General features: G+C 70.2%; 19 protein-coding genes. 5 read left to right on the top strand and 14 right to left on the bottom strand.

The window, feature by feature from the left end; all coding sequences use genetic code 11:
• The first annotated feature begins 76 nt into the window (after nucleotides 1-76).
• Together C1707_RS07885 and C1707_RS07880 are read left to right on the top strand one after the other, a co-directional pair.
• Complete coding sequence (locus C1707_RS07885) at nucleotides 77-2,833, top strand: TonB-dependent receptor (protein ID WP_101713998.1); 2,757 nt, start codon at nucleotides 77-79, stop codon at nucleotides 2,831-2,833.
• Between the two features lie 73 nt (nucleotides 2,834-2,906).
• Complete coding sequence (locus C1707_RS07880; protein WP_101713999.1) at nucleotides 2,907-4,421, top strand: tryptophan halogenase family protein; 1,515 nt, start codon at nucleotides 2,907-2,909, stop codon at nucleotides 4,419-4,421.
• A gap of 66 nt (nucleotides 4,422-4,487) precedes the next feature.
• Here C1707_RS07880 and C1707_RS07875 read toward each other — a convergent pair whose 3' ends face one another.
• From C1707_RS07875 to C1707_RS07830, 10 genes are all read right to left on the bottom strand, one after another.
• On the bottom strand, nucleotides 4,488-5,474 hold the full coding sequence (locus C1707_RS07875) for a type II secretion system F family protein (RefSeq protein ID WP_101714000.1): 987 nt from the start codon (nucleotides 5,472-5,474) through the stop codon (nucleotides 4,488-4,490).
• A 9-nt stretch (nucleotides 5,475-5,483) separates the two neighbouring features.
• Nucleotides 5,484-6,461 (bottom strand): type II secretion system F family protein, encoded by a 978-nt coding sequence (locus tag C1707_RS07870; protein ID WP_101714001.1) that lies wholly within the window; start codon nucleotides 6,459-6,461, stop codon nucleotides 5,484-5,486.
• 9 nt (nucleotides 6,462-6,470) lie between these two features.
• Nucleotides 6,471-7,967, bottom strand: a complete 1,497-nt coding sequence (locus C1707_RS07865; protein ID WP_101714002.1) for a TadA family conjugal transfer-associated ATPase — start codon at nucleotides 7,965-7,967, stop codon at nucleotides 6,471-6,473.
• A gap of 6 nt (nucleotides 7,968-7,973) precedes the next feature.
• Complete coding sequence (locus tag C1707_RS07860) at nucleotides 7,974-9,533, bottom strand: CpaE/TadZ family protein (RefSeq protein WP_101714003.1); 1,560 nt, start codon at nucleotides 9,531-9,533, stop codon at nucleotides 7,974-7,976.
• A complete protein-coding gene (locus tag C1707_RS07855) occupies nucleotides 9,530-10,216 on the bottom strand; it encodes a CpaD family pilus assembly protein (RefSeq protein WP_101714004.1) in 687 nt (228 codons plus the stop codon). Before C1707_RS07855 ends, C1707_RS07860 begins: the two co-directional genes overlap by 4 nt.
• An 11-nt stretch (nucleotides 10,217-10,227) precedes the next feature.
• The gene (locus C1707_RS07850; protein ID WP_101714005.1) at nucleotides 10,228-11,970 is read right to left on the bottom strand and encodes a type II and III secretion system protein family protein; all 1,743 of its coding nucleotides are present in this window, start codon (nucleotides 11,968-11,970) and stop codon (nucleotides 10,228-10,230) included.
• Nucleotides 11,967-12,860, bottom strand: coding sequence for a Flp pilus assembly protein CpaB (cpaB, locus tag C1707_RS07845; RefSeq protein ID WP_101714006.1), 894 nt, complete (start codon nucleotides 12,858-12,860; stop codon nucleotides 11,967-11,969). Before cpaB ends, C1707_RS07850 begins: the two co-directional genes overlap by 4 nt.
• Nucleotides 12,861-13,066: 206 nt before the next feature.
• On the bottom strand, nucleotides 13,067-13,579 hold the full coding sequence (locus C1707_RS07840) for an A24 family peptidase (RefSeq protein WP_101714007.1): 513 nt from the start codon (nucleotides 13,577-13,579) through the stop codon (nucleotides 13,067-13,069).
• 171 nt (nucleotides 13,580-13,750) lie between these two features.
• Nucleotides 13,751-13,927, bottom strand: coding sequence for a Flp family type IVb pilin (locus C1707_RS07835; protein WP_101714008.1), 177 nt, complete (start codon nucleotides 13,925-13,927; stop codon nucleotides 13,751-13,753).
• Nucleotides 13,928-13,954: 27 nt separating this feature from the next.
• The gene (locus tag C1707_RS07830; RefSeq protein ID WP_101714009.1) at nucleotides 13,955-14,131 is read right to left on the bottom strand and encodes a Flp family type IVb pilin; all 177 of its coding nucleotides are present in this window, start codon (nucleotides 14,129-14,131) and stop codon (nucleotides 13,955-13,957) included.
• Nucleotides 14,132-14,444: 313 nt separating this feature from the next.
• Here C1707_RS07830 and C1707_RS07825 point away from each other — a divergent pair, with 313 nt between their 5' ends.
• The 3 genes from C1707_RS07825 to C1707_RS07815 all read left to right on the top strand — a co-directional run bounded on the left by C1707_RS07825 (nucleotide 14,445) and on the right by C1707_RS07815 (nucleotide 16,085).
• Nucleotides 14,445-14,867, top strand: a complete 423-nt coding sequence (locus tag C1707_RS07825; RefSeq protein ID WP_101714010.1) for a pilus assembly protein N-terminal domain-containing protein — start codon at nucleotides 14,445-14,447, stop codon at nucleotides 14,865-14,867.
• Nucleotides 14,868-14,970: 103 nt separating this feature from the next.
• Nucleotides 14,971-15,549, top strand: coding sequence for a TadE/TadG family type IV pilus assembly protein (locus C1707_RS07820; protein WP_101714020.1), 579 nt, complete (start codon nucleotides 14,971-14,973; stop codon nucleotides 15,547-15,549).
• Nucleotides 15,546-16,085: a TadE/TadG family type IV pilus assembly protein gene (locus C1707_RS07815; protein ID WP_101714011.1), complete on the top strand. Its 540-nt coding sequence runs from the start codon at nucleotides 15,546-15,548 to the stop codon at nucleotides 16,083-16,085. Before C1707_RS07820 ends, C1707_RS07815 begins: the two co-directional genes overlap by 4 nt.
• A gap of 108 nt (nucleotides 16,086-16,193) precedes the next feature.
• On the opposite strand, the gene C1707_RS07810 is transcribed toward C1707_RS07815, so the two are convergent.
• The 4 genes from C1707_RS07810 to C1707_RS07795 all read right to left on the bottom strand — a co-directional run bounded on the left by C1707_RS07810 (nucleotide 16,194) and on the right by C1707_RS07795 (nucleotide 20,628).
• On the bottom strand, nucleotides 16,194-16,961 hold the full coding sequence (locus C1707_RS07810) for an aminotransferase class IV (protein WP_101714012.1): 768 nt from the start codon (nucleotides 16,959-16,961) through the stop codon (nucleotides 16,194-16,196).
• Entirely contained in the window at nucleotides 16,958-18,289 is a 1,332-nt protein-coding gene (gene pabB, locus C1707_RS07805; protein ID WP_101714013.1) for an aminodeoxychorismate synthase, component I, read from the bottom strand. The genes C1707_RS07810 and pabB overlap by 4 nt, the downstream gene beginning before the upstream one ends.
• Before the next feature lie 31 nt (nucleotides 18,290-18,320).
• A complete protein-coding gene (locus C1707_RS07800) occupies nucleotides 18,321-19,751 on the bottom strand; it encodes an MFS transporter (RefSeq protein WP_101714014.1) in 1,431 nt (476 codons plus the stop codon).
• Nucleotides 19,752-19,854: 103 nt separating this feature from the next.
• A complete protein-coding gene (locus tag C1707_RS07795) occupies nucleotides 19,855-20,628 on the bottom strand; it encodes a tyrosine-protein phosphatase (protein WP_101714015.1) in 774 nt (257 codons plus the stop codon).
• Between the last annotated feature and the right edge of the window lie 3 nt (nucleotides 20,629-20,631).

The following is a 20,631-nucleotide window of genomic DNA, read 5'->3' as shown; positions in this document are numbered from 1 at the left end:
AGCCGCAAGTCATTTGCAGTAATTTGCGCAAGCCAGCGCGGCGGAACCGCGCGGACCGACTTAGGGAGGGAGGATCATGGATATCCGATTCAAACTGCGCCGCGCGGCGCTGATGGGCGGTACGGGCCTGGCGCTGCTGGTCACGGCGGGCGCGGCCCAGGCGCAGGACGCCGCCGCTCCGGTGCAGGACACCACCGTCGAGGAAATCACCGTCACCGGCATCCGGGCCTCGATCGAGAACTCGATCGCCCTGAAGAAGGCCTCGAGCTCGATCGTCGAGACGGTCTCGGCCGAAGACATCGGCAAGCTGCCCGACACCTCGATCGCCGAATCCCTGGCCCGCCTGCCCGGCCTGACCGCCCAGCGCCTCGACGGCCGCGCCCAGCAGATCTCGGTCCGGGGCCTGGGCCCCGACTTCAACACCGTGCTGCTGAACGGCCGCGAGCAGGTCTCGACCGGCGACAACCGCGGCGTCGAGTTCGACCAGTATCCGTCGGAAATCCTCAGCGGCGTGGTCGTCTACAAGACGCCGGACGCCGGCGTCATCGGCCAAGGCCTGGCCGCCACCGTCGACCTGCGCACGATCCGCCCGCTCGACTACGGCAAGACGGTCATCTCGGCCAACGCCCGCTACGAGATGAACGGCGAAAAGAAGCTGAACCCCGACGCCAAGGACAAGGGCGGCCGCTTCAGCGCCACCTTCGTCGACCAGTTCGCCGACGACACCGTCGGCGTGGCCGTTTCGGTCTCGCACATCTCCTCGCCCACGCAGAGCCGCCGCTTCAACGCCTGGGGCTACCCCACCACCGGCGCGGCCAACGACCTGGTGATCGGCGGCGCCAAGCCCTACAACCAGTCGAACAACCTCAAGCGCACCGGCGTGATCGGCGTGCTCGAGTACAAGCCGAACGACAAGTTCCACACCTCGCTCGACGCCTACTATTCCGAGTTCAAGGAAAAGCAGATCCTGCGCGGCATCGAGTTGCCGCTCTACTGGAGCTCGGCCACGCTGCAGCCGGGCTACACCGTCACCGACGGCTTCGTGACCTCGGGCGCCTACACCGGGGTCAAGGGCGTGATGCGCAACGACCTCAACACCCGCAACGCCAAGCTGGCCTCGCTGGGCTGGAACACCGCCTACACGTTCGACAACGGCTGGACGGCGATCGCCGACCTCTCCTGGTCGCACGCCGAGCGCAAGGACGTGATCTTCGAGTCCTATTCGGGCACCGGCCCCAGCGGCGTCGGCGCGACCGACACCCTGAGCTTCACCACCACGCCCGGCGCCGGCACCATGTTCAGCTCGACGCTGGACTACGCCAACCCCAACCAGATCGTGCTGACCGACCCGCAGGGCTGGGGCGCGGGCGCGGCCGGCGGGGCGCTGACCCAGGCCGGCTTCTACAACACCCCGGAGATCGAGGACGAACTGAAGGCCATCAAGCTGGCCGCCAAGCGCGATCTGTCCTGGGGCCCGATCAGCAGCGTCGAGATCGCCTACAACGGCAGCCTGCGCGAGAAGTCCAAGGAAGTGCACGAAAGCTTCCTGACGTTCGGCGGCCGCATCGCCGACGGCGCGCCGACCAGCCGGGCCATCCCGGCCGCGGCGATCATCGGCACGGTCAGCCTCGACATGATCGGCATCAAGAGCATGCTGGCCTATGACCCGATGTATCTGCTGAACAACGGCGTCTACACCCTGATCGCCGACCAGAACCCCGCCGTGCAGACCCGCAACTGGTCGGTGCGCGAAGAGGTCCACCTGGCCTACGCCAAGTTCGGCATCGACAGCACGCTGGGCTCGATCCCGGTCAAGGGCAACGCCGGCCTGCAGGTCGTCCACACCGACCAGTTCTCGACCGGCGTGGCCGTCAACCCGAACGACGTCGCCAACCCGATGTCGACCGACGACGGCGACAAGTACACCTACGTCCTGCCGAGCCTGAACCTGACCTTCGACCTCAGCAACGAGACCCTGCTGCGCGTCGGCCTGGCCCGCACCCTGGCCCGCGCCCGGATGGACGAACTGCGCGCCAGCCAGTCGTTCAACCAGAACCCGGCCTATCTGACCTCGACCAACCCGAGCCAGTCGTACTTCAGCGCCAACGGCGGCAACCCGCGCCTGCGCCCGTATATCTCGGACGGCATCGACGTCTCGCTGGAGAAGTACTTCGGCCGCTCGGCCTACGTCTCGGTGGCCGCCTACTACAAGAAGCTGTCGAACTACGTGAACTCGAACTCCTCGAGCTACAAGGACTTCGCGGCCTTCACCTACCTGCTGACCCCCACCCAGCAGCAGCAGCTGGGCACCACGGTCGGCCTGGTCACCGGTCCCGACAACGGCAAGGGCGGCTACATCCGCGGCGTCGAGTTCTCGACCTCGCTGCAGGGCGACCTGCTGTGGGAGCCCCTGCGCCACTTCGGCCTGCAGTTCAGCGCCTCGCTGACCGACAGCGAAGTGAAGCTTGAGGACGACATGGACCCGATCGACATGCCCGGCCTGTCGAAGAAGGTGGTCAACACCACGTTCTACTACGAGAACAACGGCTTCAACGCCCGGATCAGCAACCGCTATCGCGGCAAGTTCCTGGGCGAGGTCGCCGGCCTGTCGGCTGCCCGTATCTACCGCACGGTGGGAGCCGAGTCGGTGCTCGACGCCCAGATCGGCTACGAGTTCCGCGAGGGCCGCTTCGAGGGTCTGTCGCTGATGCTGCAGGCCAACAACATCACCGACGAGCCGTTCAAGACCTACGAGAACGGCGATAAGCGCCGGACCATCGACTACCAGAAGTACGGCACCACCTACATGTTCGGCGTCGCCTACAAGTTCTAGGCCCGCCCCGAAGAGCCCCGCCGGTCCGCCGGCGGGGCTTTTTGCTTTCTGTAGGGAGAGAAGGACGCACGCCATGGCGGACAACCGCATCGGCAGGATCGTCATCGTCGGCGGCGGCACGGCCGGCTGGATGAGCGCGGCCATGCTGGCCAGGGCTCTTGGCCCCGGCGTCGCGATCAGCCTGGTGGAGTCCGAGGCGATCGGCACGGTCGGGGTCGGCGAGGCCTCGATCCCGCAGCTGCGCAACTTCAACGCCTTCGTGGGCCTGGACGAGGACGCCTTCCTGCGGGCGACCGAGGGCACGATCAAGCTGGGCATCGAGTTCGTCGACTGGCTGCGCCCGGGCCACCGCTACATGCACGCCTTCGGCCCCGTCGGCCGCCCTCTGGGAACCACGCCCTTCCACCACTACTGGCTGGACGCCTGCCGGCGCGGAACGGCTGGCGACGACTTCTGGGCCTGGTCGGCCAACGCCCTGGCCGCCCGCGCCGGGCGTTTCGGCCGCACGCCGCCCGATCCCGCCCAGTCGGGCGCCGAACCGCTGACCTGGGCCTATCATTTCGACGCCGCCCTCTACGCCCATCACCTGCGCGCCCATGCCGAGGCCCGAGGCGTCACGCGCATCGAGGGCCGCATCGTCGGCGTCGACCAGGACGGCGACACTGGCTTCCTGCGCGCCGTGACGCTGGAGGGCGAGCGCCGCGTCGAGGGCGAGCTCTTCGTCGACTGCTCGGGCTTCAGGGGCCTGCTGATCGAGGAGGCGCTGCGGTCGGGCTACGAGGACTGGCGCGCGTGGCTGCCGATGGACAGCGCCTGGGCCGTTCCCAGCCGCGACGCCGCCCCGCCGGTTCCCTACACCCGCGCCTGGGCCCGCGACGCCGGCTGGCAGTGGCGCATCCCCTTGCAGCACCGCACCGGCAACGGCCACGTGTTCTCCAGCGCCTGGACCGACAAGGACGCCGCCGTCCGCACGCTGATGGACAACCTGGAAGGCGAGGCCCTGGCCGAGCCACGCCTGCTGACCTTCGTCACCGGCCGCCGCAAGCAGAGCTGGAACCGCAACGTCGTGGCCCTGGGCCTGGCCGCCGGCTTCATGGAGCCGCTGGAATCGACCAGCATCCACCTGGTGCAGTCGGGGCTGGCGCGGCTGCTGGCGCTGTTCCCGGACAAGGGTTTCGACCCGCTGCTGGCCGGCGAATTCAACCGTCAGACCGCCGACGAATACGCCCGCATCCGCGACTTCCTGGTGCTGCACTACAAGGCCACCGAGCGCGAGGACACGCCGTTCTGGGCCAGCCGCAAGGCGATGGAGGTTCCCGAGACCCTGGCCGAGCGCATGGCCCTGTTCGCGAGCTCCGGCCGCGTCTTCAGCCGCGACGCGGACCTCTTCAAGGAAAGCAGCTGGGTGCAGGTGCTGCTGGGCCAGGGCGTGACGCCGGCCGCCGCCCACCCGATGACCGCCGTGGCCGCCGACGGCCAGGTCGACGGCTGGCTGGACGATCTTGCGCGCATCGCCGCCCGCACGGCCGCTTGCCTGCCTAGCCACGCCGCCTTCCTGGGCCGACCCGAGACGCGCCTGGCGGGCTGATCCGTTCCCCTGACTGACCCTCGCCGGGAACCTGCGCCGGCGAGGGTCGCCTTTTCGGGGGCGACCTCAGCCGATCGGCTTCTTGGCCATGGTGTCGGAGATCTTCAGGATCGCCGGGCCGAGGATGACGATGAACAGCACCGGCAGGAAGAACACGATCATCGGCACGGTCAGCTTGGGCGGCAGGCTGGCGGCCTTCTTCTCGGCGGCCGACAGGCGCAGCTCGCGGTTTTCCTTGGCCATTACCCGCAGGGCCGCGCCCAGCGGCGTGCCGTAGCGCTCGGCCTGGATCATGGCCGTGGCCACCGACTTGATGCCCGGATGGTTGGTGCGGCGGGCCAGGCCCTCGTAGGCCAGGCGGCGGTCGGGCAGGTACGACAGCTCGGCGGTGAGCAGGGAAAGCTCCTCGGCCAGCTCCATCGAGCTGGCGCCGACCTCGTTGCTGACCTTCTGGATCGCCGCCTCGATCGACATGCCGCTCTCGACGCAGATCAGCAGCAGGTCCAGCGCGTCGGGGAAGGCCGCGACGATCGACTCGCGGCGCTTCTGGGCGGCGTTCTCGATGTAGAGGTTGGGCGCGTAATAGCCCACGGTCAGGGCCCCGACGCAGATCGCCAGCTTCTGCACCATCTGCAGGTCGAAGCCCTTGGTCCCGAACAGGTAGATCGCCGCCATCAGGGCGAAGGCGAACGGCATCACGAAGCGGAAGAAATAGAAGGTCGAGACCGGCTTGGGACCGCGGAAGCCGGCCTGGGCCAGCTTGTCGACGACCTTGGGGTCCTCCAGCAGCTTCGACAGCTGCAGCCGGTCGACGATGGTCTTGTACATGCCCTCGTCGCTGTGGCGCAGGCTTGAGCTCGTACCGCCCTTCTGGACCAGGGCCGCGCGCGAGCGGCGACGCAGCTCCTCGCGGCGGTTGGCCACCGACTTCAGCCGGCTCTCCAGCCCGTTGTTGCTCATCACGGGCGCGGCCAGCGTGATGATGGTGGCGAACACCACCAGCGCCACGAAGCCGGTCAGCAGGTTCGAAGGATCCGTCAGCATCTCGACCATGCGCGCCCCCTAGAACTTGAAGTTGATCATGCGGCGCATGATGAAGATCCCCATGCCCATCCAGAACGCCGCGACCAGCAGCATCAGGCGGCCGCGCAGGTCGGTGAACAGGGTCATCATGTAGTCGGGGGCGATGACGGTGATCAGGATCATCACGCCGGGCGGCAGGCAGCCGATGATGAAGGCCGAGGCCACGGCTTCGGCCGACAGCGCCTTGATCTTCTCGGCCATCAGCTTGCGCGAGCGCAGCACCGTCGACAGGTTGCCCAGCGCCTCGGCCAGGTTGCCGCCGGTCTTCTGCTGGATGTTGAGCACGATGGCGAAGAACCGCACCTCGGCGGTGGGCATCCGCTCGTAGAGCCGCTCGAGCGCGCTATCCAGCGGCATGCCCATGGCGATGTTCTCGGTCAGCATGCGGAACTCGCCGGCCAGGGGCTCGGGGCTCTCCTTGCCGATGATCTTCAGGCAGTCGTGAACCGGCAGGCCCGACTTGATGCCCCGGACGATGATGTCGATGGCGTCGGCGAAGGCGTCGATGAACTTCTTGGTGCGCTGCTTGCCGAGGAAGCCGATCACCCAGCGCGGCAGGCCGAAGCCGGCGGCGAAGCCGGCGCCCAGGGCGACCAGCGGCATCTGGCGGGCCACCAGCAGGATCAGGGTGACGAACACCCCCAGCACGCCGCTGATGATCCAGAACATCTTGACGTTCTCGCCCAGGCCCGCGGCGCGCAGGCGGGCGGCGATCGTCAGTGTGGCCTTCTTCTGCCTGCGATCCTGCTCCTTAAGCGTCTTGAGGATCTGCTTGCGGCGGGCGTCGGGGGTGTTGGCCGCGACCTTGGCCCGCGCCGCGGCCTGGCGCTCGCCGCCGCCGACGATCACCTGGGCGCGCTTGGTCGCCTTGGCGCCGGCGCTCTCGCCGCCGCCCGTCAGCACGAAGCCGAGCCCCGCGATGGTGATGAAGCCCAGGACCGCGATCAGGATGAACATGGCGCCGCCCTACTCAGCCGCGTCCAGCGCCTCGGCCAGCTCGCGCTCGAGGCCGTAGTAGCGGGCGCGGTCCCAGAAGCGGGGCCGGGCGATGCCGGTCGAGCGGTGCTTGCCCAGCACCTTGCCGTTCTCGTCCTCGCCGGTGATCTCGTAGACGAACAGGTCCTGGGTGACGATGACGTCGCCTTCCAGCCCGACCACCTCGGTGACGTGGGTGATGCGGCGGCTGCCGTCGCGCAGGCGGGCGGCCTGGATGATGACGTCGACCGAGCCGACGATCATCTCCTTGATCGTCTTGGAGGGCAGGCCGTAGCCGCCCATGGTGATCATGCTCTCGACGCGGCTGATGGCCTCGCGCGGGCTGTTGGCGTGCAGCGTGCCCATCGAGCCGTCGTGGCCGGTGTTCATGGCCTGCAGCAGGTCGAACGCCTCGGGTCCGCGGACTTCGCCGACGATGATGCGCTCGGGACGCATCCGCAGGCAGTTCTTCACCAGATCCCGCATCGTCACCGAGCCCTGGCCCTCCAGGTTCGGCGGACGGGTTTCCAGGCGCACCACGTGCGGCTGCTGCAGCTGCAGTTCGGCCGCGTCCTCGCAGGTCACGACCCGCTCGGTGGGATCGATGAAGGCGGTCATGGTGTTGAGCAGGGTGGTCTTGCCCGAGCCGGTGCCGCCCGAGATGATGACGTTGCAGCGGCAGGCGCCGATGACGCCGAGGACGCGCGCGCCCTCGGGGCTGATGGAGGCGTACTCCACCAGGTTCTTCATCGTCAGCTTGTCCTTCTTGAACTTCCGGATGGTCAGGGTGGGACCGTCCAGAGCCAGGGGCGGAGCGATGACGTTGACGCGGCTGCCGTCGGGAAGGCGGGCGTCGCAGATCGGCGAGCTTTCGTCGACCCGGCGGCCGACCTGGCTGACGATCCGCTGGCAGATGTTCATCAGCTGCAGGTTGTCGCGGAAGCGGACGTTGGTCAGCTGCACCTTGCCGGCGACTTCGATGAACACCCGGTGCGCGCCGTTGACCATGATGTCGGCGATGTCGTCGCGGGCCAGCAGCGGCTCCAGCGGGCCGTAGCCGAGGACGTCGTTGATGATGTCCTGGACCAGGTGCTCCTGCTCGGAGACCGACATCGAGACGTTCTTGATCGCCACCAGCTCGGCGACGATGTCGCGGATCTCCTCGGCGGCGGCCTTCTGGTCCAGCTGGGCCAGCTGCGACAGGTCGATGGTGTTGAGCAGCGCGTTGAAGATCGTGGTCTTCGTGGCGTGGTAGTAGTCGCTCTGCTCACGGACGATCGTGGCGGTCTGGGGCTGGCCCTGGGCCGAGCGCAGCTGCTCGAGGCCCTGGGTGGCCTTGGGCGCGGCCGACGGCTTGGCCGGCGCGGCGGGCGCGGGCACGGCCGGATCGACGCGCTGCGGGCGCGTGGCGATGGCCGTCCCGCCGGCAGGGGCGGGCGGCGGCGCCTGGCGCTCGGTGACGGTGGCCTGATCGCGCTTGCCGAACATTCGCCCCTACTTCTTCTTGAACAGGCCCGACAGGATCGAGGCCGACTTGGTCGCCGCCGGCGCCTCGCGACGGCTGATCAGCCGCGCCAGGTGGTCGACGCCCTCGGCCGCCTTCGACTTGGGCGCCACCTCGGCGACCATCTGGCCGTTGTTGGCCGCCTGGCCGAACAGCTTGGGATCGAACGGCAGCACCAGCGACGGCGTCACGCCCAGGGCCTCGCCGAAATCCTTGACCGGGATCTCGGGACGGCCCGGCACGCCCACCTGGTTCAGCACCAGGCGCGGGGGGATGTCGTTCGGACGGGCCTGGCGCACCAGGTCGACGATGTTCTTGGCGTTGCGCAGGGACGCCAGATCCGGCGTGGCGACGATGACGAGATCGTCGCTGCCGACCAGCACCCTGCGGGTCCACGGCGCCCAGCCATGCGGCATGTCCAGCACCACGAACGGGGCGGCGCCGCGCATCTTCTGCGTCACCTCCTCGTAGGCATCGGCGCCGATGTCGTAGTCCTGCTCCAGCGTGGCCGGGGCGGCCAGCAGCGACAGGCGGTCGCCGCAGCGGACCATCATGCGGTCCATCAGCACCGGGTCCAGGCGCTCGGGCTGGCTCAGCGCGTCGAGCACGCCCTGCAGCGGGTCCTGGTTGAAGTCGAGGCCGGCCGTGCCGAACGGCAGGTCGAGGTCGACGATGACCGTGGCCGCTTCCATCCGCTCGGCCATCGACCAGGCGAAATTGTGGGCCAGGGTCGACGAGCCCACCCCGCCCTTGGCGCCGACGAAGGCCACCTGGCGGCCGACGAAGGGCGCCGACGGATCCGAATAGAGGGCGGTGACCGCGCGGATCACCTGCAGCGGGCTGCGCGGCTGGGTCAGGTACTCGCTGACCCCGCGACGCATCAGCTCGCGATAGAGGGCGATGTCGTTGGTCTGGCCGATGACCACGACCTTGGTGCCCGGGTCGCAGACCTGAGCCAGGCCGTCCAGCAGCGCCAGCATGCGCTGGGCCGAGTCCATGGTCTCGACCAGCACCAGCGAGGGGGTCGGCTGGTTCTGGTAGAAATCGACGGCCGCCTCCAGGCCGCCCGAACGGGCGACGACCGAGGCGCGGGCCATGCGGCGGTCGGCCGCCGCGGCCTCGATGACCGCCAGGGTCTCGGCGCGGACGCCGAAGGCGTGGATGGTGATGCGCGGCACGCTGGCCTCGCCGACCCCGGCGTCGACACCCGGCAGGGCGTCGTCATGGGCTGAGACGGTCCAGTCGACGGCCGGCGGCGCGGGCTCGGGCGCGACGGCCGGCGTGGGGCGGAGCGCCTCCATGACCGGCGGGGCCAGATCGGCGAACGGGTTGGACGCCAGGCTGGCCAGACCGGGCGCGGGCTCGGCCCGGGCCTCCGGACGAGGCTCGGAACGGGGACGGGCCGGCGGGAAGTCGGCGAACGGATCGACGGCCGCCGACGCGGGCGCCGGCGCGGTCCGCCAGGCGTCGCCGGCGGCCGGCGCGAACTCGTCGTCGGCCTCGAAGCCCAGGTCGAAGGGATCGGGATCGGTGGTCCGGAAGGTCGTCATTTCACCACCCGAGAAACGGCGCCGTCGGATTGGGTGTCTTTCTGCGAGGCGGTCATCTGGCCGGCGCGATACTTTTCCATCACCACGCCGCGGCGCATGGCGTCGGCGGGATCCTCGCGACGCGGGCCCTGCAGGTCGGCGGGATTGGCCACCTGGGCGGCCATGTTGGCGGTGACCGCGCAGCCGAAGTTGCCGTAGGCGTCGTTGTCGCGGGTCGCCGTCAGGTTGCCCCAGGTCCCGCAGCGCGGGATCTCGGCCGTGTGGCGCAGATAGCCGACGCGCAGCGGCGGCGCCTTGTCGCCGTCGGCCGGATAGGAGTCGATGCGTACGGCGAAGCGCGGCGCGCCCGCGTCGATCAGGTAGGCGCGCGCGGCGGCCGCCATGCGGCCCGCGGCCGGAGCCTCGGGCCCGCCGACCGGCGCCAGCACCACCAGCTCCCTGGCCTCGGCCTCGTTGAACCGGGCCAGGAGGCCGTCGAGCGCCTGGACCTGCCGGGGCGACAGGCCCTCGGCGTGGACGGCCAGCAGCACCTCGTCGGGCGCGGCGGTGACCTTGACCTTGTCGGTCCATTGCGTGGTCGAGGTGAGCGGGGCGGGGCCCTGCTCGCCCGTCGTGGCGCAGGCCGCCAGGGTCAGCAGCCCGGCGCCGGCGAGGATCGCGCGAAGGGTGTTGGCTCGCGTCATGGTCCGCGTCCTCATTCGATCACGTAGCCGACCGGACCCTGGTAGGTCCGCTCGGAGTTGGCGCCCGGCGGGGCCTTGACCACCTTGTTCAGGCGGCCCAGCAGCACCGTGCTCATGTCGCCGGCGATCCGCAGGCCGTCGGCCGGCGTCTGCTGGTCCTGCGGCCGGGTGGGGTCGACGATGTAGGGGGTGATGATCACCACCAGCTCGGTCTCGCCGTTCAGGTAGTCGCGCGACCGGAACAGCGAGCCCAGGATCGGCAGCGACGTCATGCCCGGCAGAGAGTCGATGTTCTCCTTGGTCTGCTGGTGCAGCAGGCCGGCGATCATCAGGGCGCCGCCCGAGGGCAGCTCGACGGTCGTCTCGGCGCGGCGCACCGACAGGCCCGGGATCACCAGGGTCGAGGAGGTTCCCGAACCGACGGTGAAGGCGCCCAGGCTCGACAGCTCCGACACCTCGGTCGACAGCTTCAGCGAGATGCGGCCGCCCGACATCACCACGGGCGTATAACCCAGGCCCACGCCGTAGGGCTTGAACTCGATGGTAACCCGGCCGGTGTCGTCGCTGCCGGTCGGCACCGGGAACTCGCCGCCGGCCAGGAACTTGCCCGCCTCGCCCGACACGACGGTCAGGTTGGGTTCGGCCAGGGTGCGCACCAGGCCCACCCGCTCGAAGGCCTGAAGACAGGCGTTGAGGTTGTTGCCGGTCGCCATGCTGTAGGCGGTGCTCGCGGCGCTGGAGATCATGCCCGTCAGCGAGTTGCTCGTGCCGCTCGTCGACGTCGGGCCGGCGGCCGTGGTGGTCGTGGTGGTCGTGGCGCCGGTCAGCGGATCGGTGGATTCCACGGTCGTGGAGACCGAGCTGCCGGTAGAGGTGGTGTTGCCGCTGGTCACGCTGCCCTGGTTGGTGACCGAGGCGTTGTTGGAATAGTTCGTCGTGCGGATGTTGTTGCGGCCGTAGCAGGCGTCCAGGCCGCCGACCATGCCGCCATTGACCGCGAAGGTGTTCGTGCGGCCCAGGCTGTAGGTCTTGAAGCCGTCGTTGAGCAGGTTGCTGGTCGAGACGCCCAGCTGCTTGATGATGTTGCGCTGGACCTCGACGATCCGAACCTTGAGCATCACCTGGTCCTTGCCGGCGATGCTGAGCATGTTGACCACCAGTTCGGGCTTGCCCACGAACTGCTGGGCCACCAGGGCGGCCTTGCTGGCGTCGCCGGCGTTGGCCACCGTGCCCGTCAGGATCACGCTGTCGCGGACCGGCTGCACCTCGATGCGGGAGTCGGGCAGCACCTTGCGCAGGGTGTCCTGCAGCAGGCCGGAGTCTTCGTCGACGCGGATGGCCAGGGACAGCAGGCGGCGGCCGGCGGCGTCGAAGAACACCGCGTCGGTCGAGCCCTTGCCCACGCCCAGCACGTAGATCCGGCGCGGATTGCGTAGCACGGCGTCGGCCACCTGCGGGTTGGTCACCAGCATGTCGCGCACGTCGACCGGCAGTTCGATGATCGCCGACTTGCCGCGCGGCAGGTTCAGCGTCCGGGCGTCGGGACCGGCGGTCAGGTCGACCCGCAGCACCTGGTCGGCGACCGGCGGGGCTGCGTAGGTCACGACCGGAGCCGGCGCGCGCGGCGTGGCGCGGGCCGGGCGGTAGACGCGGTCGCCGGCATAGCCGTCGGCGAAGGCCGTCGCGGCCGGCGCCAGGGCGGTCAGGACGGCCAGCGAGGCCGTGAGCGGGAGAGAGGCGAACCGGCGGGTCATTGGCGCACCGAAATGCTGGAGGTCTGTCCGCCGCGATTGATGCGGATGACCGTGGAATCCTGGGTCGGAGCGGCGGCGACGCCGGAGGGGCCGCCCAGGTCGGTGTAGGCGCGCAGCGCCAGGGTGACGGGACCAGACGCCTTGGCGCGGGTCAGCGCCTCGGCCTCGCCCGGACGCACCTCGAGGGTGGCGGTGGCGGCGACGATGGTCTTGGCGTCCTTCTCGGCGGCGGTGGCCTGGTCGAGGGCGAGGACGCGGATGTTCTGCAGCACGGTCTCGGCGATCACCTGCTTGCCGCCGCTGGTGTCGGCGTTGGACGCGTCGCGGCTCATCAGCACGTCGACGCGGTCGCCCGGCAGGATGAAGCCGCCGGCGGCGGTCTCGGAGGTGACGGGAACGGCCATGGCGCGGGCGCCGGGCGAAAGCACGACGGACAGGTAGCCGCCCTCGCCGCCGCGGACGATCTTGCGCGGCACGATCGGCTCGCCGGCCAGCAGCGGGTCGCGGACGATCGCGCCCTCGACGGCGGCCTCGGGCGGGGCGCCGCCCAGCACGCCGGCCGCGTCGGTGGCGGTCTTGACGACCTTGGCCGCGCCGGTGGCGGGTTCGACAGGGGCCGCGCCGTTGGTGATGTAGACAGGGCTGACGGCGTCGGCCGGCCAGGCCTTCCAGTCGACGTCGTCCTTGGTCAGGCGCGTGCCGATGGCCAGGTCGCGCTTGGCGACCAGCACCAGCGTCATCGGCTTGGCGTCGAGCGACGGCGCGGTCGGCGCCGAGGCGACGGCCTCTGATCTGGCGGATTTGCCGCCCATGGCTTTCTGCATCAGCACGGCCAGGCCGATCGCCGAGACGGCGGCGACCAGGACGATGATGATTCTGACAGGGTTCATGCGCGGCGGAGCTCTGGCGTCGGCAGGACGGGTTCGGCGCGCCTGGAGAGCTTCACTCCGCCGGACGCTGGGATCGAACAGCCGTTCTGGCCGCATCGCAAACTGCGGCGCCCATGGTTAACAGCCGCTAAAGGAAGCCCCGTGGAATGCGGGTTCCGGCCGCGACAGCCTGACGCGGACTCCCGAAAGCCGGGAGCCGGTCGCGGTCAGTTGAGCAAGGCCTGGCCGATGACGCTGCTGGGCAGGGCCGCCAGGGCCCCGGCGGCGATGGCCACGCCGTAGGGGACGTCGCCCTTCTTGTCGCCCAGGCGGCGCACCCAGGCCGGGCCGCCGGCGATCACGGGGGCCAGCCACCCCGAGCGCAGGCTCATCAGGCCGATGGTCAGGGCGCCGCCGGCCAGGGCCGTGGTCAGCAGGAACGGCGCGAGGCCGGGCAGACCCATCCACAGCGCGCAGGCCGCCAGCAGCTTGGCGTCGCCGCCGCCCACCCAGCGCAGCGCGAACATGGTCATGCCGACCAGCAGCAGGCCAAGGCCCACGGCCAGCGACAGGCCCGCCGCGGTCCAGCCGATCCCGCCCACGACGGCGGCGACCGGAAAGGCCGCGATCAGCGCCAGCGAGATCCAGTTGGGGATGGTGTAGCTGGTGGCGTCCTTCAGGCCGGCGACGACGGCCAGGCCGGCGAAGACGATCAGCGGAAGGATTTGCAGGCTTTGCATGGCGGTTCTCGATCCTGAACGTTCGCCAGTCTAGTCGCCGCCGATGAAGCAATGGTTTCCGGACTAGACCGTCCGGAGACGCGAAAGACGCCTGTTCGACGGACAAAGAAAAGGGCCGCGACATCGGAATGTCGCGGCCCTTGACTTAGCAGCCTCTCGGCTTGTCGCCCTTTAGTGGCCGGCGCTTTGGAGACGGTCGCCCGTCCCTTTGAAAAGCGCCTCCAAAGGCGGTCCGAGCAGGGGGATGACGGCGACGACCATGACGCTGATCAGAGCGGCGATGAGGCCGTACTCCACAGCGGTGGCGCCGCGATCGTCCTTCAGGAAGCGACCGAACAGCCGAACCATTGGACGTCTCCCCTTCCGGCCCGCGGCTTACGGGTTCGGGTTCTTCAGGGTTTCGGCGGTGCTGTCGAAGGCGCTTTCCAGGCCGCCCTTCAGGACGCCGAAAGCGGCGACGATGATCACCGAGATGAGGGCGATGATGAGGCCGTATTCGATGGCCGTGGCGCCCGACTCGTCCTTCAGGAAGCGCGTGACAAACTTCGACATGACTTGATCTCCTGCTGAGAAAACTTGGCTGGGCCGGCAAGCCATGGCGACTTGTTCACCCCCGAAAACACGATCAAATTCGCCCACCTCGATTAATCGCCAGTAAACATCGGAACTTTCTGTCGATTTTTCTTTTGGTTTATTTGAGTTTACCATTACGAACGCTTAACCAAGGGGCGATCAACAGGCGAAAATCCGTTGTTGCTCAAGGGATTCTGAAACGTACAGCTTGTCGCACGCTGGACGATCTTAGGTTTTTATTGACCATTCTTCGTCAGGGTGAGGTCACAGATTTCGCTCCGACAGGACCGCCATGCGCCGCCTCTCGCTCGCCATCGCCGCCTTCTTCAGCCTCTGCGGCGCCGCCGTGGCGGCCCAGGCGGCCGCCCCGACCGCCCCTGCTTCGCGCACCATGACCGTGGCCGCGGGCCAGGCGACCACCATTCCGCTGGGCGGCTCGGCCCGCGAGATCGTCGTCGGCGATCCGCAGATCGCCGACGTCAGCGTCGTCAACGACCGCACCCTGGTGATCCTGGGCAAGCGCGTGGGCGTGACCACGCTGTTCGCCTTCGACGCCCAGGGCCGCTCGCTGGCCGGCGGCCAGGTGCTGGTGACCGACGTCTCCGCCGACGCCGTGACCGTCCAGCGCGGCGCCAGCGCCTCGGCCTACGCCTGCGACAGCCGCTGCATCGCCCTGACCGCCGCCGAACCGGCCCCGGCGCCCGGCCAACCCTGATCCGGAAATCCCGCGTACGCGCGTGAGCGCGCGCGGCGATCGATTAGGGCGCGGTTAGGGAGCGGGCGCTATGGTTCGCCACGTCGCAAACTCGGACCGCCGCATGGGGAAGCTTCCCGTTTCGCTCAAAGACCGCCTGAAGCTGGCCGCCCGCCGTCGGCTGGGCCGCTTCGCGCGCGCGGAAGACGGCGCGACCGCCGTCGAGTTCGCCCTGGTGCTGGCGCCGTTCCTGCTGCTGTTCTTCGGCCTGATCGAGCTGGCGCTGATCTTCTTCGCGTCGATGGTGCTGGAGAACGCGGTCATCGACTCCGGCCGCGAGATCCGCACCGGCCAGGTCCAGACCTCCAGCGACAACTCCGCCGCCGCGTTCCGGACCAAGATCTGCGGGCGCATGAGCTGGCTGCAGAGCGGCTGCACCGGACGCCTGCGCGTCGACGTGCGCACGGTCTCGACCTTCACCTCGACCAGCAGCCTGACCACGCCCGACACGCCCTGCTGGGATCCGGGCGGGCCCAGCTCGCTGGTGCTGGTGCGCGCCTACTACGACTGGCCGCTGATCACCCCGCTGCTGAAGCCGATCATGCAGACGGCCAACGGCAAGGCGACCCTCGGCTTCACCACCGCCTTCGCCAACGAGCCCTACAACAGCAGCTCGGCCGCCAGCGTGAGCTGCCCCGCATGATCCCGCGCCGTTCCCGCTTCGCCCGCGACGTCCGCGGCGCCGTCGCCGTCGAGTTCGCCCTGCTGGCGCCGCTGCTGCTGGTGTTCTACTTCGGCATGGCCGAGCTGACCCAGGCGATGATGGCCCAGCGGCGCCTGTTCCACGCCACCTCGCTGATCGGCGACATGGCCGCCCAGAACGGCCAGATCAACCAGACCCGGGTCAACGACATCTACAACATCAGCCTGGCGGTCATGAAGCCGTTCCCGGCCTCGCCCATGCGCCTGTGCCTCTACAGCGTGACGTCCGACACCAAGGGCAAGGACACCGTGGCCTGGGTCTCGCCCAAGAACAGCCCGACCAACTGCCCGGCCGCCGCGGCCGTGGTGACCGACGTGCCCGAAAGCGTGCTGCCGGCCAGCAGCAGCGTGATCATCAGCACGACCAGCTACGACTACAAGCCGACCGTCAGCCTCAACAACGCCTCGTTCACCTTCCGGCGCACCTACTATCTGCGCCCGCGCCGCACCGAAACGGTGGAGTGGTCGAAGACCTAGAGCGCGTCAGGCGAAAGTCTGCGCGGCTTCGCCGACTAACGCGCTCCAGATGTTTGATTTAGAGCCTTTTTAGACGCCTCACATGTTTCCGTGTGAGGCTAAAAGGCTCTAGCCGACCTGGGCGGCCAGCGCCGCCACGTGCGGATCCTCGCCCAGGGCCCGGCCGTCCAGCGACACGAGCGGCCGCACCCCGGTCAGGCTGTTGGTCAGGAACACCGCGTCGGCGGTGGCCAGGGCCTCGATCCCGGCATGCGCCTCGCGCACCTCCAGGCCCAAGGCGCCGGCCGCGGCCATCACCCGCCCCCGCGCCAGGCCGGCCAGCACGCCGCAGTCCAGGGCCGGCGTCGCCAGCACGCCGCCCTCCAGCCAGAACAGGTTTCCCGCCGAGGCGCAGGCCAGCCAGCCGCGATTGTTCAGCATCAGGGCCTCGTCCGCGCCGGCCCGCCGCGCCTGCGCGCGGGCCAGGACGTTGTCGAGATAGGACAGCGTCTTCAGCCGCGAAGCCGGCGAGCCCTCGTTGCGGCGAACGCCGGCGACCACGGCGCGGGCCGGAGCTCCGGCCGGCGGCGCGGGCGCGCACGACGCCAGCAGCACGCAGACCGGCGCGTCGGGCCGGTCCAGTCCGCGCCCGCCCGAGCCGGCGGTCAGGGTCAGGCGCACGGCGGCGCGGCCGGCGGTCAGCCCCGCCTCGCCCGGCGCGGCCCGGACCAGGCCGCGAGCCGCCTCGCGATCCAGGTCCGGCAGGCCCAGCGCCACGCAGCCGGCCGCCATGCGGTCGAGATGCGCCTCGAGGTGGCGAACCGCGCCGTCGACCGCCAGCAGGGTCTCGAACAGCCCGTCGCCCAGCAGCAGGCCGCGATCGTTCGGCGGGATCATGCCCCCTCCCCGGTCAGCGCCCGGCGCAGGGCGTCGATCTTGGCCTCGGTCTCCAGCCGCTCGGCCAGCGGATCGCTGTCGGCGACGATGCCCGCCCCGGCCTTGGCTTCCAGCCGCCAGCCGTCGCCCTCGGCCGCCAGGGCCACGGTGCGGATCAGCACGCTGGACTCGAAGGCCCCGTCGAAGCCGGCCCAGAACAGCGAGCCGCAATAGGGACCGCGCGGCCCCTCCAGCCCAGCGATCACCTTCATGGCCTGCACCTTGGGCGCCCCGGTGATCGAGCCCGGCGGGAAGGTCGCCCGCAGCAGGTCGGGAACGCCGAGCCCCGGCTTCAGCCGCCCCTCCACCGTCGAGACCAGGTGATGGACGTTGGCGAAGGTCTCGACCTTGAACAGCTGCGGCGTGCGCACGCTGCCGGGCGGGCTGACCCTGGCCAGGTCGTTGCGCATCAGGTCGACGATCATCAGGTTCTCGGCCCGGTCCTTAGCGCTGGCCGACAGCTCGAAGGCCAGGGCGCGGTCCTGGGCGGGATCCGCGCCGCGCGGCCGGGTGCCCTTGATCGGCCGGGTCTCGATCTCGCCGCCGCGCACCTTGAGGAACCGCTCGGGCGAGTTCGACACCATCGCCCGCCCTTCCAACCGCAGATAGGCGGCGAACGGGGCGGGGCTGGCGCAGCGCAGACGGGCGAACAGGTCGAAGGGGTCCGCGCCCGGCGCCAGGCGGCCGCGCCAGGCCCGGGCGATGTTGGCCTGGAAGATCTCGCCGCCCACGATCCGCTCGACCACTTCCGCCACCGCCGTCTCGTAGGCGGCGGGCGGCTCGGCCTGCAGCGCCGCGCACAGCCGCCCCTCGAAGGGATCGCGGGCCGGCGCGTCCAGCCAGGCCAGCGCCGCCTGGGCGCGGGCCCGCGCCTGCGCGGCCCCCTCGCCTCGCCCGACGGCGACCACAGCGCGCTGCAGGTGGTCGAAGGCCAGCAGGGCCGGATAGCGGGCGCAGACCAGGTCGGGCCAGTCGCCGCGCGCCAGGTCCAGCGCCTCGATCCAGTCGCCCAGCTCGTAGGCGGCCAAGCCGACGACGCCGCCCTGCAACGGGGGGCCTTCGGGATCGCTCGGCAGGGCCGGGCCGATCATGTCCGCCAGGGCCGCGAACGGGTCGCGCCGATCGTCCGGCGCGAGGGTCAGGGTCTGGTCGGGCGCGCGCAGCAGGTAGGACCACCGCTCGCCCGGACCGCCCGACAGGAGGGCGCAGGCGAACGGCTCGTCCCGGAAGGGAGCCGCGGCCCACAGTGGGTCGCGCCACGGGGCGGCGATGAGGGCGACGTCGCGCATCGGCGGGTGATAGGCGCGTCGCGCGCGCGCCTCAAGCCTCGCGCCCGCCGCCGCGCACGGCGAACAGGCCAAGGGCGCCCAGGGCCATCAGGGCGACGATCGGCACGAAGCCGGCGACCTGGCTGTGGAACAGGGTCGTGGCCGCCGCCACCAGGGCCGAGCCCAGCCACACCGTCGCCGTGCCCGACAGGGCGTACAGCCCGAAGAACGCCGCCGTGCGGTCGGGCGGCGCCAGGCGCACCAGCAGCGTCCGGCTCGAGGCGTATTGGGCGGTGACGCAGACGGCGATGATCAGGCCCAGCCCCACGTAGAACAGCTCGGGCAGGGTGCGGTAGATCGGCCCGTCCCACACGGCCGGACCGGCCGGGTCGTAGGCGAAGACGTAGAGGATGCGATCGGGCCGCATGCCCAGCAGACAGATCAGGGCGGCCAGGCAGCCGGCGATCTCGACCTGCACGGCGCGCCTGGGTCCCAGCAGCCGGTCGAGCTTTGGGGCCAGGAAGCCGCCCAGCGCCCCGACCAGGCTCAGCGACACGCCGTAGACCAGCATCTCCAGCGCGCCCCAGCCCATGACCCCGGCCGCGAACAGCCCGCCGAACACCAGGAGCGCGGTCATGCCGTCGCAATAGAGCATCCGCGTGGCCAGGAAGGTCGCCACGTCGCGATGGCCGCGAAGGTTGGCGAAAGTGTCGCTCAGCAGCGCCAGTCCCGCCTTGAACGCCGCGCCGACGCCCAGGCCCGTGCGCGGCGCGTCCGGCGTCCACAGCAGGAACGGGATCGCGCCCAGGGCCATGATCAGCGCCGACAGCGGTCCCGAAAGCCGGCTGGGCTCGTGATGGCCGGTCGACAGCCCCAGCAGCGGCGCCTTGGGGATCCCCGGCCAGTCGACCTGCCCCGGCAGCACGAAGCCCCACAGCATGACGATCAGCATCAGCACCGACAGGCCGTTGGAGAACACGTAGCCCAGGCCCGACAGCAGCGAGGCCTGGCCCGGCTCGGCGGCCGCGCGCGGCAAGAGGGAGTTGGCGGCCACGTCGCCCCAGTTGTAGGCCACGCCCAGCACGATCAGGGCCCCGGCCGTCGCCGCCAGTGGCAGCCCGCCGGCCGGCGTCGCCCACCACAGGACGATCAGCATCGGCAGCATCAGGGTCAGCAGGGTCGCCGCCAGCGGCTTGCGCGGCCCGTACTTCTCGACGGCCGCGCCGAGGATCGGGGCGGTCAGGGCGACGATCAGGCCGTAGGTGGTGGCGATCTGGGCCATGATCGCCTGGCCCCGCACCGGGTCGCCGACCAGCACGCCGGAGAAGTAGGGGGCGAAGATGTAGATGGTGACCAGCACCACGTAGACGTCGCGCGAGCCCTGGTGCAGCACCCAGGACCATCCGCCCCGGTTCAGCGGTTTTCGCGCAACCGCCTGCTCGACGCCCAGGCGCGCGGGCGCGCCGTCCAAGACCTCGCTCATGGTATCCGCCCTGCTGCGGGCCGTCTGACGCGGCCCTGAAGCGGAGCCTCGCCCGCGAACGTCGGTTTGTCACGTCCTCTTCATCAAGACGCGAAAATCGCCTTCAGGCCAGGACGTGGGCCAGGATCGCCTTGCGGGCGGCGGCGTCGACGCCCAGCACCGTCTCCAGATAGGCGTCGACCGAGCCGTGGGCCGCCTCGATGGCCTCGATCGAGGCCAGGATGTACTCGGCCTCCACCGCCAGGGCCGCGCGGATCGCCGCTTCCGACGGGACCGAGCCGGTGTAGCTGGCCAGGTAGCGGCCGATCCGCTCGCCGATGCGGGCGTAGCGCTCGGGATCGTTGGTGGCCAGGTAGTCTTCGACCAGGTCGTCGCGCGACACGCCGGCCAGGTGATGGGTCAGGGCGGCCAGGAGGCCCGTGCGGTCCTTGCCGGCGGCGCAGTGGATCAGCACCGGCCCCTTGGCCTGCGCCAGCGCCGCGAAATAGCGGGTGAACAGGTCGACGTGGCGCGGGGTGAACGGCTTGCGGCGATAGGACTCGACCATGTAGCCGCGCAGGTCGGCCTCCGAATGGTCCCAGCCGCGCAGGAAGGCCAGCCAGGGATCGTCGCCTTCGCCGCCCAGGTCGTTGTCGATCACCTGGGCGCGGAAGCCCGTCCACCGCCGCGACGGCTCGCGCTGGCGCTCGGGCGCGCGGCGCAGGTCGACGACGGTGACCAGGCCCAGCGCGCCCATCGCCTCCAGGTCGGCGTCGGTGGCGTCGGCCTGGTGGGCGGCGCGGAACAGCAGGCCGCGCTTCATCCGCCCTCCGCCGGCGGCGTAGTCGCCGTAGTCGCGGAAGTTCTCGACGCCTTGCAGGGGGATGTGACGGGTCATGGC

Source organism: Caulobacter flavus (assembly GCF_003722335.1).
In the GTDB taxonomy this organism is placed as follows: Bacteria; Pseudomonadota; Alphaproteobacteria; order Caulobacterales; family Caulobacteraceae; genus Caulobacter; species Caulobacter flavus.
Note: the sequence above shows the minus strand (reverse complement) of the source record. Positions and strands in the feature narration are given on the sequence as shown.

Bases quoted from the DNA above. Each gene is read 5' to 3' on its own strand.
- pabB (WP_101714013.1), bottom strand. From the start codon at position 18,289: ATGCGCGACGTCGCCCTCATCGCCGCCCCGTGGCGCGACCCACTGTGG.
- C1707_RS07855 (WP_101714004.1), bottom strand. From the start codon at position 10,216: ATGACGCGAGCCAACACCCTTCGCGCGATCCTCGCCGGCGCCGGGCTG.
- cpaB (WP_101714006.1), bottom strand. From the start codon at position 12,860: ATGAACCCTGTCAGAATCATCATCGTCCTGGTCGCCGCCGTCTCGGCG.
- C1707_RS07795 (WP_101714015.1), bottom strand. From the start codon at position 20,628: ATGACCCGTCACATCCCCCTGCAAGGCGTCGAGAACTTCCGCGACTAC.
- C1707_RS07800 (WP_101714014.1), bottom strand. From the start codon at position 19,751: ATGAGCGAGGTCTTGGACGGCGCGCCCGCGCGCCTGGGCGTCGAGCAG.
- C1707_RS07830 (WP_101714009.1), bottom strand. From the start codon at position 14,131: ATGTCGAAGTTTGTCACGCGCTTCCTGAAGGACGAGTCGGGCGCCACG.
- C1707_RS07880 (WP_101713999.1), top strand. From the start codon at position 2,907: ATGGCGGACAACCGCATCGGCAGGATCGTCATCGTCGGCGGCGGCACG.
- C1707_RS07815 (WP_101714011.1), top strand. From the start codon at position 15,546: ATGATCCCGCGCCGTTCCCGCTTCGCCCGCGACGTCCGCGGCGCCGTC.
- C1707_RS07820 (WP_101714020.1), top strand. From the start codon at position 14,971: ATGGGGAAGCTTCCCGTTTCGCTCAAAGACCGCCTGAAGCTGGCCGCC.
- C1707_RS07835 (WP_101714008.1), bottom strand. From the start codon at position 13,927: ATGGTTCGGCTGTTCGGTCGCTTCCTGAAGGACGATCGCGGCGCCACC.
- C1707_RS07885 (WP_101713998.1), top strand. From the start codon at position 77: ATGGATATCCGATTCAAACTGCGCCGCGCGGCGCTGATGGGCGGTACG.
- C1707_RS07840 (WP_101714007.1), bottom strand. From the start codon at position 13,579: ATGCAAAGCCTGCAAATCCTTCCGCTGATCGTCTTCGCCGGCCTGGCC.
- C1707_RS07870 (WP_101714001.1), bottom strand. From the start codon at position 6,461: ATGTTCATCCTGATCGCGGTCCTGGGCTTCATCACCATCGCGGGGCTC.
- C1707_RS07825 (WP_101714010.1), top strand. From the start codon at position 14,445: ATGCGCCGCCTCTCGCTCGCCATCGCCGCCTTCTTCAGCCTCTGCGGC.
- C1707_RS07810 (WP_101714012.1), bottom strand. From the start codon at position 16,961: ATGATCCCGCCGAACGATCGCGGCCTGCTGCTGGGCGACGGGCTGTTC.
- C1707_RS07850 (WP_101714005.1), bottom strand. From the start codon at position 11,970: ATGACCCGCCGGTTCGCCTCTCTCCCGCTCACGGCCTCGCTGGCCGTC.
- C1707_RS07860 (WP_101714003.1), bottom strand. From the start codon at position 9,533: ATGACGACCTTCCGGACCACCGATCCCGATCCCTTCGACCTGGGCTTC.
- C1707_RS07865 (WP_101714002.1), bottom strand. From the start codon at position 7,967: ATGTTCGGCAAGCGCGATCAGGCCACCGTCACCGAGCGCCAGGCGCCG.
- C1707_RS07875 (WP_101714000.1), bottom strand. From the start codon at position 5,474: ATGGTCGAGATGCTGACGGATCCTTCGAACCTGCTGACCGGCTTCGTG.